The sequence below is a fragment of the Streptomyces sp. NPDC046716 genome, assembly GCF_040645755.1.
In the GTDB taxonomy this organism is placed as follows: domain Bacteria; phylum Actinomycetota; class Actinomycetes; order Streptomycetales; family Streptomycetaceae; genus Streptomyces.
Genome location: NZ_JBEYYU010000042.1, coordinates 47,862 through 61,802 on the forward strand (window position 1 = coordinate 47,862; position 13,941 = coordinate 61,802).

General features: G+C 70.7%; 14 protein-coding genes. 7 read left to right on the top strand and 7 right to left on the bottom strand.

Annotated elements, in window-relative coordinates; all coding sequences use genetic code 11:
• The first annotated feature begins 34 nt into the window (after positions 1-34).
• The 4 genes from tilS to folE all read left to right on the top strand — a co-directional run bounded on the left by tilS (position 35) and on the right by folE (position 4,651).
• Complete coding sequence (gene tilS / locus ABZ930_RS27835) at positions 35-1,084, top strand: tRNA lysidine(34) synthetase TilS (RefSeq protein WP_361553259.1); 1,050 nt, start codon at positions 35-37, stop codon at positions 1,082-1,084.
• A gap of 44 nt (positions 1,085-1,128) precedes the next feature.
• On the top strand, positions 1,129-1,689 hold the full coding sequence (gene hpt / locus ABZ930_RS27840) for a hypoxanthine phosphoribosyltransferase (RefSeq protein ID WP_353947098.1): 561 nt from the start codon (positions 1,129-1,131) through the stop codon (positions 1,687-1,689).
• Positions 1,690-1,910: 221 nt separating this feature from the next.
• Positions 1,911-3,926, top strand: coding sequence for an ATP-dependent zinc metalloprotease FtsH (gene ftsH, locus ABZ930_RS27845; RefSeq protein ID WP_361553262.1), 2,016 nt, complete (start codon positions 1,911-1,913; stop codon positions 3,924-3,926).
• A gap of 119 nt (positions 3,927-4,045) precedes the next feature.
• On the top strand, positions 4,046-4,651 hold the full coding sequence (folE, locus tag ABZ930_RS27850; RefSeq protein WP_361553265.1) for a GTP cyclohydrolase I FolE: 606 nt from the start codon (positions 4,046-4,048) through the stop codon (positions 4,649-4,651).
• Between the two features lie 31 nt (positions 4,652-4,682).
• Here the strand turns inward: folE and ABZ930_RS27855 are convergent, their stop codons facing one another.
• The 6 genes from ABZ930_RS27855 to ABZ930_RS27880 form a co-directional block, all read right to left on the bottom strand.
• Positions 4,683-5,165 carry a DUF3180 domain-containing protein gene (locus ABZ930_RS27855; protein WP_361553268.1) on the bottom strand — a complete coding sequence of 161 codons (483 nt, stop codon included), beginning with the start codon at positions 5,163-5,165 and terminating at the stop codon, positions 4,683-4,685.
• A gap of 75 nt (positions 5,166-5,240) precedes the next feature.
• On the bottom strand, positions 5,241-5,840 hold the full coding sequence (folK, locus tag ABZ930_RS27860) for a 2-amino-4-hydroxy-6-hydroxymethyldihydropteridine diphosphokinase (protein ID WP_361553271.1): 600 nt from the start codon (positions 5,838-5,840) through the stop codon (positions 5,241-5,243).
• Entirely contained in the window at positions 5,837-6,196 is a 360-nt protein-coding gene (gene folB, locus ABZ930_RS27865; RefSeq protein ID WP_361553274.1) for a dihydroneopterin aldolase, read from the bottom strand. Before folB ends, folK begins: the two co-directional genes overlap by 4 nt.
• A gap of 211 nt (positions 6,197-6,407) precedes the next feature.
• On the bottom strand, positions 6,408-6,968 hold the full coding sequence (locus ABZ930_RS27870) for a nuclear transport factor 2 family protein (protein ID WP_361553277.1): 561 nt from the start codon (positions 6,966-6,968) through the stop codon (positions 6,408-6,410).
• Complete coding sequence (gene folP, locus ABZ930_RS27875) at positions 6,965-7,828, bottom strand: dihydropteroate synthase (protein WP_361553280.1); 864 nt, start codon at positions 7,826-7,828, stop codon at positions 6,965-6,967. The genes ABZ930_RS27870 and folP overlap by 4 nt, the downstream gene beginning before the upstream one ends.
• Before the next feature lie 222 nt (positions 7,829-8,050).
• Positions 8,051-9,823, bottom strand: a complete 1,773-nt coding sequence (locus ABZ930_RS27880; protein WP_361553283.1) for a phosphatidylglycerol lysyltransferase domain-containing protein — start codon at positions 9,821-9,823, stop codon at positions 8,051-8,053.
• Positions 9,824-10,036: 213 nt separating this feature from the next.
• Between ABZ930_RS27880 and ABZ930_RS27885 the strand changes: the two genes are divergently transcribed.
• Positions 10,037-11,137, top strand: a complete 1,101-nt coding sequence (locus tag ABZ930_RS27885; RefSeq protein ID WP_361553285.1) for an alpha/beta hydrolase-fold protein — start codon at positions 10,037-10,039, stop codon at positions 11,135-11,137.
• A gap of 15 nt (positions 11,138-11,152) precedes the next feature.
• Here ABZ930_RS27885 and ABZ930_RS27890 read toward each other — a convergent pair whose 3' ends face one another.
• Positions 11,153-12,307 (bottom strand): betaine/proline/choline family ABC transporter ATP-binding protein, encoded by a 1,155-nt coding sequence (locus ABZ930_RS27890; protein ID WP_361553288.1) that lies wholly within the window; start codon positions 12,305-12,307, stop codon positions 11,153-11,155.
• A 196-nt stretch (positions 12,308-12,503) separates the two neighbouring features.
• On the opposite strand from ABZ930_RS27890, the gene ABZ930_RS27895 reads away from it, so the two are divergent.
• Together ABZ930_RS27895 and ABZ930_RS27900 are read left to right on the top strand one after the other, a co-directional pair.
• A complete protein-coding gene (locus ABZ930_RS27895; protein ID WP_361553291.1) occupies positions 12,504-13,259 on the top strand; it encodes an ABC transporter permease in 756 nt (251 codons plus the stop codon).
• The gene (locus ABZ930_RS27900) at positions 13,256-13,924 is read left to right on the top strand and encodes an ABC transporter permease (protein ID WP_361553292.1); all 669 of its coding nucleotides are present in this window, start codon (positions 13,256-13,258) and stop codon (positions 13,922-13,924) included. The genes ABZ930_RS27895 and ABZ930_RS27900 overlap by 4 nt, the downstream gene beginning before the upstream one ends.
• The last annotated feature ends 17 nt before the right edge of the window (positions 13,925-13,941 follow it).

Genomic DNA, 13,941 nt, shown 5'->3' on the forward strand with positions numbered 1-13,941 from the left:
ACCCCCCTAGACAACGGAATGAAGGGAACCGGACATGGGTCCCCATCCTGCGGTCGCGGCGATACGCCTGGCGGTCCGCCGCGTCCTCCACGACATCCTCAACGCACAGCCCGCATCACCCGTCCCCACCGCACCCCCCACCGCATCCCCCACACCCCCCGAGCGGCCCCTGGTCCTCGTCGCCTGCTCCGGCGGCGCCGACTCCATGGCGCTCGCCTCCGCCCTCGCCTTCGAGGCCCCCAAACTCGGCATCCGGGCCGGCGGCATCACCGTCGACCACGGTCTGCAGTCCGGTTCCGACACCCGCGCCGAGGACGTCGTCCTGCGCCTGACCGCCCTCGGACTGGCCCCGGCCGAGTCCGTCGCCGTGCGCGTCGGCCGCGAGGGAGGCCCGGAAGCGGCCGCCCGCGACGCCCGCTACGCCGCCCTGGACGCCGCCGCGGAGCGCCTCGGCGCGAGCGCCGTCCTGCTCGGCCACACCCGCGACGACCAGGCCGAGACCGTACTGCTCGGCCTCGCCCGCGGCTCCGGCATCCGCTCCCTGTCCGGCATGGCGGCCGTCTCCGGCGGACCGGGCGCTCCCGGCCGCTACCGGCGCCCCTTCCTCCACCTCGACCGGCAGACGGCCCGCAAGGCCTGTCTCGTCCAGCACCTGCCGGTCTGGGACGACCCGCACAACACCGATCCGGCCTACACGAGATCCCGGCTGCGGCACGAAGGGCTGCCCGCCCTGGAGAAGGCGCTCGGCAAGGGCGTCGTCGAGGCGCTCGCCCGTACGGCCCAGTTGTCCCGCGACGATGCAGACGCGCTGGACGCCTGGGCCGCGCAGGCCGCCGAATCCGTCTGCGACGCCGCCGGACTCCTGGAGTGCGCCAAGCTCTACGCGCTGCCGCCCGCCGTGCGCCGCCGCATTCTGCGCCGGGCCGCCATCGAGGCCGGTGCTCCGGCCGGTGCGCTCTTCGCCCGGCACATCGAAGAGGTCGACCGCCTGATCACCGGATGGCGGGGTCAGGGGGAGATCAATCTCCCGGGCAAAGTCGTCGCCCAGCGGCAGGGTGGCAGACTGGTCATCCGGCAAGGCTGACACCGCGGCTCACGTCGCGGCGGCCGGTGGGACGACCGAAAGTGATGCGGGTGGACGCGAAAGACATGGGCACCGACCTTCAGTCGGTGCTCATCACCAAGGAAGAGATCGACGCGAAGCTGGCCGAGCTGGCCGCCAAGGTCGATGCCGAATACGCGGGCAAGGACCTGCTCATCGTCGGGGTCCTCAAGGGCGCCGTGATGGTCATGGCGGACCTGGCTCGCGCCCTGTCCACCCCCGTCACCATGGACTGGATGGCGGTGTCCTCGTACGGCTCCGGCACCCAGTCCTCCGGTGTGGTGCGGATCCTCAAGGACCTCGACACCGACATCAAGGACAAGCACGTCCTGATCGTCGAGGACATCATCGACTCCGGTCTGACGCTGTCCTGGCTGCTGACCAACCTCGGCACCCGCGAGCCCGCCTCCCTCGAGGTGTGCACGCTGCTGCGCAAGCCGGAGGCGGCCAAGGTCGACATCGACGTGAAGTGGGTCGGCTTCGACATCCCGAACGAGTTCGTGGTCGGGTACGGCCTGGACTACGCGGAGAAGTACCGGAACCTGCCGTTCGTCGGCACGCTGGCCCCGCACGTCTACGGCGGCTGAGGTCACGTCAGACGGCGGGAACCCTCAGGGGCTTCCCGCCGTTGGAGCATGCGAAGGCCAGATTGTCGGACGTCCCCTGCGACTTCGGGTGACAATGCTGGGGTACCGTCCGAAGAACAGTTCTTCAAACAGCTTCAGACAGGTTCAAGAGCTCAACGGCTCGAAACAGCCTTATCAAACTCACTATGGCAGGAGGGACGGGGCGGCACCGCTCCGTATGGATGGACGTGAAGCGATACTTCCGTGGGCCGGTCATGTGGATCGTGCTGGCCGTCCTTGCCGTGGTCGTGTTGATGCAGGTCGTCGGCTCGTCCGGCGGCTACAAGACGGTGGACACCGGCCAGGTCATTCAGGCCATCGACAAGAACCAGGCCCAACAGGCCAAGATCACCACCGGTGACGAGAACACCATCAAGGTCGAGCTGAAGAGCGGCGAGAAGGTCGACGGCTCCAGCAAGATCCAGGCGAGCTACATCGGCGACCAGGGCGTCGACGTGGCCAAGCTGCTGCAGTCGAAGTTCGACGACAAGCAGATTCCCGACGGCTACACCGTCTCCCCGACGAAGCAGAACGCGTTCGTCAGCATCCTGCTGTCGCTGCTGCCCTTCGTCCTCATCGTCGTCGTCTTCCTGTTCCTGATGAATCAGATGCAGGGCGGCGGCTCCCGGGTCATGAACTTCGGGAAGTCCAAGGCGAAGCTCATCACCAAGGACACCCCGAAGACGACGTTCGCCGATGTGGCGGGTTCGGACGAGGCGGTCGAGGAGCTCCACGAGATCAAGGAGTTCCTCCAGGAGCCGGCGAAGTTCCAGGCCGTCGGTGCCAAGATCCCGAAGGGCGTACTGCTGTACGGCCCGCCCGGTACCGGCAAGACGCTCCTCGCGCGCGCCGTCGCCGGCGAGGCCGGGGTGCCGTTCTACTCGATCTCCGGTTCCGACTTCGTCGAGATGTTCGTCGGTGTCGGTGCCTCCCGAGTCCGTGACCTCTTCGAGCAGGCCAAGGCGAACGCCCCGGCGATCGTCTTCGTCGACGAGATCGACGCGGTCGGCCGCCACCGCGGCGCCGGCCTCGGCGGCGGTCACGACGAGCGCGAGCAGACGCTCAACCAGCTGCTCGTCGAGATGGACGGCTTCGACGTGAAGGGCGGCGTCATCCTGATCGCCGCCACGAACCGGCCCGACATCCTCGACCCGGCGCTGCTGCGTCCCGGCCGCTTCGACCGCCAGATCGCGGTCGACCGCCCGGACATGCAGGGCCGTCTGGAGATCCTCAAGGTTCACCAGAAGGGCAAGCCGGTCGCTCCGGACGTCGACCTGTCGGCCGTCGCCCGCCGCACCCCCGGCTTCACCGGCGCGGACCTGTCGAACGTGCTGAACGAAGCGGCGCTCCTGACGGCGCGCAGCGACAAGAAGCTGATCGACAACCTGATGCTGGACGAGGCGATCGACCGTGTGGTCGCGGGCCCGCAGAAGCGGACCCGGATCATGTCGGACAAGGAGAAGAAGATCACCGCGTACCACGAGGGCGGTCACGCCCTGGTCGCTGCGGCGTCTCCGAACTCCGACCCGGTGCACAAGATCACGATCCTGTCCCGCGGCCGCGCGCTCGGGTACACGATGGTGCTCCCGGACGAGGACAAGTACTCGACCACGCGCAACGAGATGCTCGACCAGCTCGCCTACATGCTGGGCGGCCGGGCGGCCGAGGAACTGGTCTTCCACGACCCGACCACGGGCGCCGCGAACGACATCGAGAAGGCCACCGGTACGGCCCGCGCGATGGTCACGCAGTACGGCATGACCGAGCGTCTCGGCGCGATCAAGTTCGGCGGTGACAACAGCGAGCCGTTCCTGGGCCGCGAGATGGGTCACCAGCGCGACTACTCGGAAGAGGTCGCCGCGCTCGTCGACGAAGAGGTCAAGAAGCTCATCGAGACGGCGCACAACGAGGCCTGGGAGATCCTCGTCGAGAACCGCGACGTTCTCGACAACCTGGTCCTCGCGCTGCTGGAGAAGGAGACGCTGAACAAGGAGCAGATCGCCGAGATCTTCGCTCCGATCGTGAAGCGTCCGGCCCGCCCCGCGTGGACCGGCTCCTCCCGCCGCACCCCCTCGACCCGCCCGCCGGTGCTCTCCCCCAAGGAGCTCTCACTGACGAACGGGGCGAACGGATCGGCGACCGCCATCGAATCCGCCACCCCGGTGGACACGGTGAAGGACGACCGCCCCGAGAGCTGACGGCAGCCCTCACCGGGCCCGGAATGCAGGCCGCGTCCCCCACGCCTTACGGTGTGGGGGACGCGGCCTTTTGTTTGCCAGGGGGCCGTGCCGGATCCCGTACGAGGAAGAGGCACGACATGACCGACCCGGTGACGCTCGACGGCGAGGGCTCGATCGGCGAGTTCGACGAGAAGCGGGCCGAGAGCGCCGTGCGCGAACTGCTCATCGCGGTCGGCGAGGACCCGGACCGCGAGGGCCTGCGGGAGACTCCGGCGCGGGTGGCTCGCGCGTACAAGGAGATATTCGCGGGCCTGTGGCAGAAGCCCGAGGACGTGCTGACGACGACGTTCGACCTGGGGCACGACGAGATGGTCCTGGTGAAGGACATAGAGGTGCAGTCGAGCTGTGAGCACCATCTGGTGCCCTTCGTCGGCGTGGCCCACGTGGGCTACATACCGTCCTCCGACGGCAAGATCACCGGCCTGTCGAAGCTGGCCCGCCTCGTCGACGTCTTCGCCCGCCGCCCCCAGGTCCAGGAGCGTCTGACGACGCAGATCGCGGACTCCCTCATGGAGATCCTGGAGCCGCGCGGCGTCATCGTGGTCGTCGAGTGCGAGCACATGTGCATGACGATGCGCGGGGTGCGCAAGCCCGGCGCCAAGACCATCACGTCCGCGGTGCGGGGCCAGCTCCGCGACCCCGCCACTCGTAACGAGGCCATGAGCCTGATCATCGGACGGTGATGGGGAGCGGCTCAGCCGCCACGGCGCAGCCCTAGGAGGCGGGCGCGGTCCCCTCCGTGTCGTCGTCCTCCGGGAGCTTGCAGACGCGCTCCAGGAAGATCGCCGCCGCTATGACGGCGATGCCGGCGACGACCGAGAAGCCGGCGTAGATCGCCTGGTCGCGGCGGGCCGGGATGTCCAACTGCTCCAGCAGGAAGACGCCCGTGCCGCCGTACATGCCCGCGACCAGCGCCGCGACCAGCGCGCTGGCCTGGCCGAAGACCAGGGCGCGGGCCGCCATCATCGGGTCGACGCCCTTGGCGCCGGGGCGGCGCTCGCGCTGGGCGCGCAGCCGGGAGCGGATGGAGAGCGCCGTCGCCAGCAGGACGACGGCGATCACCGCGAGCACGATGGGCGCGGCCAGCGGAACGCTGGGCAGGGTGCCCACCGAGTTCCACAGGCGGGCGCCCGCCCAGGACAGCACTCCGGCGGCCCCGAACAGACCGGCCAGAGTTCTGATGCGCAGTTGCTTCATCGCGGTTGCTTCATCCCCGTCGGTCGCCCGTCGTCCGTGCGTGGCCGCACGGCTCTGCCCGTTAGACCCTAACGATTACTCGGGCAGCCGGAGTTCCAGGTCGGCGCGGGCGGCCACGCCCTCGCGGGTCACCGCGGCGAGCAGCTCGGTGACCGGGCCGAGGCCGGGCAGCTGCGCCTCGGGGTCCACGTCGTGCCAGGGCGCGAGCACGAAGGCGCGCTCGTGGGCCCGGGGGTGGGGGAGGGTCAGGACCGGGTCGTCGGAGACCACGTCCGCGTACGCGACGATGTCGACGTCGATGGTGCGCGGGCCCCAGTGCTCGTCCCGGACGCGGTGGAAGGCCTCCTCGACCGCGTGGGCGCGCTCCAGGAGCGAGTCGGGCGGGAGGGTCGTCTTGAGGACCACCACCGCGTTGAAGTACGAGGGCTGGCTGCCGGGCTCGACGCCCCACGGCTCCGTCTCGTAGACGGGCGAGACGGCCTTGATGCGGACGCCGGGGGTGTCCTCCAGGGCGTCCACGGCGCCCTGGAGGGTCTCCAGGCGGTTCCCCAGGTTCGAGCCGAGGGAGAGCACGGCGCGCTTGGGGTTGGACAGGGTGGTGTCGGCGGCGTCGACCTGCTCCATCACGGAGGTCGGTACCGGCTGAACGGTCGGGTCGAACGGAGTTTTGTTCATACTCGGCTCCGGGTGATGGTGACGGTCACGTCGTCGAAGGGCACGGTGATCGGTGCGTCCGGCTTGTGGACGCAGACCTCGACCTCCTGGACCCCGTCGTGCTTCAGGCAGGCGTCGGCGATGCGCTGGGCGAGGGTCTCGATGAGGTCGACGGGCTCGCCCTCGACGGCGGCCACGACCTCCTCGGCCACGATCCCGTAGTGCACGGTCTTCGTCAGGTCGTCATCGGCCGCCGCGGCCCGGGTGTCAAGACCCAGCACCAGGTCCACGATGAAGGTCTGCCCCTCCTCGCGTTCCTTGGGGAAGACGCCATGGTGCCCGCGGGCCTTGAGGCCGCGCAGCGCGACACGATCCACGCGAATCACTCCTGCAGTCGTCGGTGGGGGCCGGTCTGTCGATGTGCGGTCGACGCACCGGCCTCAATCGAATCTACCTGCGAGCACCGACATCGCTTGCCCGCGGGGGCTATGGACAGACGGGTCCGAGGCTGGTAGCCGCCCATACCCAGGCGGCTGGAAAACCAACCATGAGCGCGTGATTCCGGCCCTTTCGAGGGGCTCCGCCCACTCAGGCGGGTGACCCGTCGCCGCCCGTGTTGCCGCCGTCTCCCGGGCCGTCGGCGTCGTCCAGGGTGTCGTCGGGGCCGTCGGTCTCGTCGTCCGACTCCGCGAGCACCGGAGAGGCGTGGTGCGACCACAGTTTCCAGCCGTCGCGGGTGCGCCGAAACACATTCGTGGCGACGACGCGCTGGCCGACCAGAGGACCCAGCTCATCGCTGTCCTCGGGCGCGGGGCCGCCGCTGAGGATGTTCTCCGTGCAGGTCACCATGGCGGTGTCGGCGACCACGCTGATCCGGACATCCGTCAGAAAGAACTGGATGTATTCGGTGTTGGCCATGATCAGGGCGTAGGAGCGCAGCACCTCGCCGCGGCCCGTGAGCACCGGCCAGCCCGGGTGCACGCAGGAGATCGAGGTGTCCTCGGCGTCGTCCGGGTCGACGTCCTCGGCGTAGCGGACGTCCTCGGGTGCCAGCCAGAGCGAGGTCAGTTCCTCGAAGTCGCCGCGTTCCTGGGCCTCGTAGAAGGCGCGGTTCGCCGTGTCGACGGCCTGGGTGTCGGTGCCGGTCACTGGGCTCCCTCGACCGCGCGGGCCACGCGGACGGCGTCGGCGGTGGCCCGTACCTCGTGGACGCGGACGGCCCACGCGCCGGCCTGGGCGGCCAGTGCGGAGACGGCGGCGGTGGCGGCGTCGCGCTCGCGCGCGGGCGGCGGTGCGCCCTGCTCGTCGGCCAGTACGCGGCCGAGGAAGCGCTTGCGGGAGGCCGCGACCAGCACCGGGTGGCCGAGTGCGCGCACGGCGTCGAGGTGGGCGAGGAGGGCGAGGTCGTGCTCGGCCTCCTTGGAGAAGCCGAGCCCGGGGTCGACGACGATGCGGTCGGGGGCGATGCCGCCCTCGATGATGGCCCGCACGCGCGCGTGGAGCTCGTCGACGACCTCGGAGACGACGTTCTCGTACGTGCCCCGGACGGTGGCTCCCTCCAGGAAGCCGCGCCAGTGCATGACGATGAAGGGGGCGCCTGCGGCGGCGACGACCGGGACCATGTCGGGGTCGGCGAGGCCGCCGCTCACGTCGTTGACCAGAGCGGCGCCCGCTGCCAGGGACTGCTCGGCGACGCTGGCGCGCATGGTGTCGACGGAGATCGTGACGCCCTCGGCGGCCAGGCCCCGCACGACGGGGATGACGCGCTTCAGCTCCTCGTCCTCGTCGACCCGGGCGGCGCCGGGCCGGGTGGACTCGCCGCCCACGTCCACGAGGTCGGCGCCCTCGGCGACCAGGTCGAGGCCGTGCTTGATCGCCGCGGTGGTGTCGAACCAGCGGCCGCCGTCCGAGAACGAGTCCGGGGTCACATTGACGACCCCCATGACCGCGCAGCGGTCCCATACGGGGAGATTGGCTACGTGGCCTCGGCGGACCTGCGACGTGCTCATGCTTCCAGCCTAGAGCCTGTCTTCACACTCCCTTCGTCGCCCGGAGGGCGGCCCCGCGGCGTCTGGTGCGTGCTCTCGTCGTGCCGGGTGCAGGGCCTCGTACTGGACGTACTCGGCCTTGTGCCCGGTGCGGCGAGAGTGCGTGCCAGGCGTCGTGGGGCAGAAGGGAGTGTGAAGACAGGCTCTGGAGCCGGACGGGGAGTGTCCGGCGCCGGGCGGGCCTCAGGCTGCGTGGGCCTCCTCACGGTGGGTGTGGGCGCACGGGCGGGGCTCGGGGGCCCGGCGCCGCAGCACCCCGGGCATCCGCATGTTCACGAACCCCTCGGCGCGCATGGCGGCCCAGCCGATGCGCGGGAGGTCCTTCGAGGAGCGGTAGACCACGAAGCGGGGCTCCCAGCGGGGGCGGAACTTCGCGTTGAACCGGTACAGCGACTCGATCTGGAACCAGCGCGACAGGAACACCAGCAGGCCGCGCCACGCGCGCAGGACGGGGCCCGCGCCGATCTTCTCGCCGCGCGCGAGCGCCGAGCGGAACATCGCGAAGTTGAGCGAGACATGACTGATGCCCAGCTTCGGGGCGGCCTGGAGGGCGGCGACGATCAGCAGTTCGTTCATCCCCGGGTCGGCGGCGCGGTCGCGGCGCATCAGGTCGAGCGAGACGCCGGTGTCGCCCCAGGGCACGAAGTGCAGGACCGCTCTGAGGTCCCCGTACGGTCCCGGCCCGTCCGCGTCGCTCTTGTGGGCCGTCGCGATCAGGCAGTCCCCGTCGGCCGCGTCGCCGATGCGGCCCAGCGCCATGGAGAAGCCGCGCTCGGTGTCGGTGCCGCGCCAGTCGTCGGCGGCGCGGCGGATCCGGTCCAGCTCGCCGGGGCCGAGGTCACGGATGCGCCGGACCCGGGTCTCGTAGCCGGCGCGCTCGATCCGCTTGACCATCTGGCGCACGTTGCGCATCGCGCGGCCGGTCAGGGAGAAATCCGCGACGTCCACCACCGCCTCGTCGCCCAGCTCCAGCGCGTCCAGGCCCGTCTCGCGGGTCCACACCTCGCCGCCCGTCTCGGAGCAGCCCATGACGGCCGGGGTCCACGAGTGGGCCCGCGCCTCGTCCATGAACCGCTCGATGGCGCCCGGCCACGCCTCCACGTCACCGATGGGGTCGCCGCTGGCGAGCATCACGCCGGAGACCACGCGGTAGCAGACCGCGGCCTTGCCGCTGGGCGAGAACACCACTCCCTTGTCGCGGCGGAGCGCGAAGTGGCCGAGCGAGTCGCGGGCGCCGTGCTTGTCGAGCAGGGCGCGCAGTCTGCTCTCGTCGTCCTGGGCGAGGCGGGCCGCCGGATGCTCGGGCCGGAAGGCGAAGTAGACCGTGGTGAGTGCGGTGATCATGCCGAGGGCGCCGAGCGAGACGGCGACCGTGCGGGAGGTGCTGCCCGCGTAGTCGAGCGGGCCGTCGAGGCCGAACAGGCCGTACAGGACGTGCTGCAGACGGTCCGCCAGGCTCGGGTCGCCGACCAGGTGGCGCGGGTGGACGCTGACGATGAGCAGCCCGATCAGGATCGAACCGGCGCCCAGGACGACGAAGTTGGCCAGTGCCCGCCAGCGGCTGCGCGGGTCGGGCAGCGCGTCGAACTGCGCGCGGTGCTTGGCGAGGACCCACAGCAGGACGAGCGGGATGACGACGCCCGCGAAGGAGTGGCGGTACGCGAACTGCGCGCACGCGCCGATCGGCAGGAGGACCACGGCGGCCCGCCAGGCCCGCCGCTTGCGGCGCCGCAGGCCGTGCGCGAGCAGCAGCAACAGGACGCCGCTGCTGAGCGCGAGGGCGGCGGCGAACGGGCCGAGGGTGCCGGGCAGCACTTCCGCCAGGGTGTGCATCCGGCTGTGCCGGAAGCGCGGGAAGGCGCCGGCCGCTATGTCCAGGAGGCCGACGAGGAGGCAGGCGCGGGCGATCAGTGTCGGTACGGCCTCCGGGCGCGGGCCGTGCGCAGCGCGCCTCATCCGGCGTGCAACCCCCTGGGAGTTTTCCGCATCTATCCTGGCGAACATCGCATTCCCGTGGTTCTGCGAGAAACGTGAACGCGGTGCCATGTCCGGCATCCCGCGACTTGCGCCCTCTAGGACGGGGTGAGCGGGAATCGGGTTCACTCCCGGACGGAAAAGACCCGGTGTCTTTCGGCCGGAGGCGGTCAACTCAGCCAGGGGAAAGGTCCGATGGGGCTCACGAGCCATGAAGTCCTCGCGCTGTCGGTGCTGCTCGCCGTGGCGCTGTTCGCGGGCACGGTGCTGCTCTGGCCGCGTCTGGCGCACCGTTCGTGGCGGTCCGTCATGGGACGCGTCGGACTGCTGTTCGCCACGCAGGTGGCCGTCTTCGTCGCGGTCGGCCTGGCCCTGAACCAGGCCTACGGCTTCTACGCGACCTGGGCCGACCTCTTCGGCCGGGAGCAGGGGCAGGGCGTGGTGACCGACCACGACGTGGCCGCGGGCAGCGCGCCGGTGCAGTTGGTCGCGACCCAGGACGTGGGGGTGTCGGGCGGGGCCCGGCCGGACGTCGGAGGACAGGTCCAGAAGGTCGACGTCGTCGGACGCAGATCGCACATCGCCGCGCCCGCGTACGTCTATCTGCCGCCCGAGTACTTCCAGCCGCGCTACGCCCGCAGCACGTTCCCCGCGTCCGTCGTCCTGACCGGCTATCCCGGTACCGCCGAGGCGCTGATCAGGGGGCTGCGCTATCCGCAGACCGCCCACGCGCTCGCGGCGGCCGGGCGGATGCGGCCGATGATCCTGGTCATGCTGCGGCCCACCGTGGCGCCGCCGCGCGACACCGAGTGCGTGGACGTACCTGGCGGCCCGCGCACGGAGACCTTCTTCGCCGCGGACCTGCCCGGCGAGATGGCGGCGCGCTACCGAACGGCGAAGAAGTGGGGCGTCGTCGGGGACTCGACAGGTGGTTACTGCGCTCTGAAGCTGGCTCTGCACCATCCCGATGTCTACGGGGCGGGCGCCGGTCTGTCCGCGTACTACCGGGCGCCGAGCGACCCGACGACGGGCGACCTCTTCCACGGGGACGGCCGCTCGCGCGAGCGGGCCGATCTGAACTGGTTCCTGGAGCACATGCCGCCGCCCGCGACGTCGCTGCTCGTGACCAGCAGCAAGCAGGGCGAGCACAACTACCGGTCCACGCTCGCCTTCATCCGGGAGGTGAAGGCGCCCACGCGCGTGTCGTCGATCGTCCTCGACAGCGGTGGGCACAACTTCAACACCTGGCGGCGGGAGATCCCGGCGACCCTGGAGTGGCTGAGCCGGCGCCTGTGAAGGGCCTCTCGCCGGTCACTTGAGGAGCGGTGCGACCGTCTCCAGTTCCACCTCCGCGCGCGGGATGTCCCGCGCGTCCGCGGCCGTGGAGCGCCGCAGGGCCTCGTGCAGCCGGGCCGGGGTCAGCACGCCGAGGAAGCGGCCCTGGCTGTCCTCGTCGATGACCGCGATCCAGCCCGCGTCGTGCTGGAGCATCGTGGCGAACGCCTGCTTGAGCGAGGCGCCGACCGGCAGCCAGGCCTCCATGCGGCGGGCCTTGTCGCGCACGGTTCCGCTGCCCGCGCGCGCGTGCTCGGCCGAGAGCCAGCCGTGCAGGTTGTTGTCGTCGTCGAGCACGACGGCCCAGCGGGCGTCGAGCTCCCTGGGCAGGGGGTCGTCGAGGTGGACCACGGGCGGCTGCTCCAGGTCGCCCTCCTCGATGGGGGTGACGGACAGCCGCTTCAGGCCCCGGTCCGCGCCGACGAAGTCGGCCACGTAGGGGGTCGCGGGGGTGCCGAGGACGGCCGGCGGGGTGTCGTACTGCTCGATGCGGCCCTGCCCGTACACGGCGATGCGGTCGCCGAGCCGGACGGCCTCCTCGATGTCGTGCGTGACGAACAGGACGGTCTTGTTCAGCGTCTGCTGGAGCCGCAGGAACTCGGTCTGGAGGTGGTCGCGGACCACCGGGTCGACCGCGCCGAAGGGCTCGTCCATCAGCAGCACCGGCGGGTCCGCCGCCAGCGCCCGTGCCACGCCCACCCGCTGGCGCTGTCCGCCGGAGAGCTGCTCGGGATAGCGGTCGCCGAAGACCTTCGGGTCGAGGCCCACCAGGTCGAGGAGTTCGGCGGCGCGCTCGCGGGCCTTGGCGCGCTTGACGCCGAGCAGGTGCGGCACGGTCGCCGTGTTGTCGAGGACGGTCTTGTGCGGGAAGAGGCCGACCTGCTGGATGACGTATCCGATACGGCGGCGCAACTGCACCGGGTCGATACCGGATATGTCGTCCCCGTCCAGGAATATCCGGCCCCCGGTGGGTTCGATGAGCCGGTTCACCATTTTCATCGTCGTGGTCTTGCCGCAGCCCGACGGGCCGACGAGCGTGACCAGTTCGCCCTCGTTCACCTCGAAGGACAGGTCGTCGACGGCAGTGGTGCCGTCCGCGTACTGCTTGCTGACGTGCTCGAACCGGATCATGGGAACCCATTCTGCCGGGGCCTGGCCGTGTGCGGACCGTCCGTACGCGGCAGTTGTGTGAAGGCAGTGTTGCGGCCGGGGGTCGGGTATCGGCCATTGTCAGTCGTGGCCGCTAGGGTCGTCGACAGTCGAAAACGTGCGTGCGCGGGTACGGATACCTGACATACGTTCGGTGAAACGGGGGAGGCGGGGCGGGGTGAGCGAGCAGAACTGCCTGGTGGCCAATGACTGGGTGTGCGGGGAGTATCTGCGTACCCGTGGCCAGGAGTTGACCGACGCGACCGTGCAGCACCTGGGCATCACCGTCGCCGCGGTGGTGATCGGCGTGCTGGTCTCCTTCCCGCTCGCGCTGCTCGCGCGGCGCAGAAAAGCCTTCGCGGGGCCGGTGCTCGGCATCACCACGGTCTTCTACTCGGTTCCGTCGCTGGCGATGTTCTCGCTGCTGCTGCCCCTATTTGGCCTCTCGGCCTCGCTGGTGGTCACGGGACTCGTGCTCTATTCGCTGACGATCCTCGTGCGCAACATCCTGGCGGGGCTCCAGGCCGTGCCGGAGGAGGCCAGAGAGGCCGCGCGCGGGATGGGGTACGGCCCGCTGCGGCTGCTGTGGGAGGTCGAACTGCCGCTGGCGCTTCCGGCGATGCTGGCCGGTGTGCGCATCGCCACGGTCTCCACGGTGGCGCTCACCACGGTCGGCGCGATCGTCGACTACGGCGGCCTCGGCAGCCTGATCCTCGACGGCCTGCGCAGCGACTTCAAGGCCCAGGTCCTCACCGCCTCCGTGCTGTGCGTGCTGCTCGCGGTCCTCGCCGACCTGCTGCTGCTCGGCGTCCAGCGGTGGCTGACGCCGTGGACGCGGGCGACGGCCGTACGGGGCGGACGCGGCCCCCACAGACGCGAGACCGTGACCGCGGTGGAGCCCGAGATGTCCGAGACGCCGGAGAAGGTCGCATGAACGCGATATCGGGGGCCTACGACTGGCTGACCACGGGTGCCAACTGGCAGGGCGAGAAGGGGGTGTGGCACCGCCTCTCCGAGCATCTGTACTTCAGCGGGGTGGCCCTCGCCGTGGCCTGCCTGATCGCGCTGCCGCTGGCCCTGTGGCTCGGGCACATCGGCAAGGGCGGCGCCCTCGCGGTCAACATCTCGAACGTGGGGCGCGCGGTGCCCACCCTCGCCGTCCTGGTGCTGCTCACGCTCACCCCGCTCGGCCGCCACGGCGACCTGCCCACGCTGATCGCGCTGGTCCTGTTCGCGATACCGCCGCTGCTGACGAACACGTACGTGGGCATGCGCGAGGTCGACCGCGCGGTGGTCGAGGCCGCGCGCGGCATGGGGATGAGCGGCCGGCAGGTGTTCGCGCGGGTCGAGCTGCCGCTGGCGTACCCCCTGGTGCTGACCGGGCTCAGGTCGGCCGCGGTGCAGGTGATCGCGACGGCGACGCTGGCCGCGATGGCCGGCGAGGGCGGGCTCGGACGGATCATCACGGCCGGCTTCAGCTTGCAGAACACGCCGCAGGTCGTCGCGGGCGCCGTCCTCGTGGCCGCGCTCGCGCTGGTCGTGGAGGGCGTGTTCGTGGCGGTGGGCCGGTTCCTCGATCCGACGCGAGGGCGGGCGTGACCGCGGGAGCGACAAGG

What these genes read in the sequence shown, in the direction of transcription:
- hpt (WP_353947098.1), top strand. Translation starts at nt 1,129, where the DNA reads ATGCGGGTGGACGCGAAAGACATGGGCACCGACCTTCAGTCGGTGCTC.
- ABZ930_RS27880 (WP_361553283.1), bottom strand. Translation starts at nt 9,823, where the DNA reads ATGAGGCGCGCTGCGCACGGCCCGCGCCCGGAGGCCGTACCGACACTG.
- folE (WP_361553265.1), top strand. Translation starts at nt 4,046, where the DNA reads ATGACCGACCCGGTGACGCTCGACGGCGAGGGCTCGATCGGCGAGTTC.
- ftsH (WP_361553262.1), top strand. Translation starts at nt 1,911, where the DNA reads ATGGACGTGAAGCGATACTTCCGTGGGCCGGTCATGTGGATCGTGCTG.
- folP (WP_361553280.1), bottom strand. Translation starts at nt 7,828, where the DNA reads ATGAGCACGTCGCAGGTCCGCCGAGGCCACGTAGCCAATCTCCCCGTA.
- ABZ930_RS27885 (WP_361553285.1), top strand. Translation starts at nt 10,037, where the DNA reads ATGGGGCTCACGAGCCATGAAGTCCTCGCGCTGTCGGTGCTGCTCGCC.
- ABZ930_RS27890 (WP_361553288.1), bottom strand. Translation starts at nt 12,307, where the DNA reads ATGATCCGGTTCGAGCACGTCAGCAAGCAGTACGCGGACGGCACCACT.
- ABZ930_RS27855 (WP_361553268.1), bottom strand. Translation starts at nt 5,165, where the DNA reads ATGAAGCAACTGCGCATCAGAACTCTGGCCGGTCTGTTCGGGGCCGCC.
- ABZ930_RS27900 (WP_361553292.1), top strand. Translation starts at nt 13,256, where the DNA reads ATGAACGCGATATCGGGGGCCTACGACTGGCTGACCACGGGTGCCAAC.
- tilS (WP_361553259.1), top strand. Translation starts at nt 35, where the DNA reads ATGGGTCCCCATCCTGCGGTCGCGGCGATACGCCTGGCGGTCCGCCGC.
- folK (WP_361553271.1), bottom strand. Translation starts at nt 5,840, where the DNA reads ATGAACAAAACTCCGTTCGACCCGACCGTTCAGCCGGTACCGACCTCC.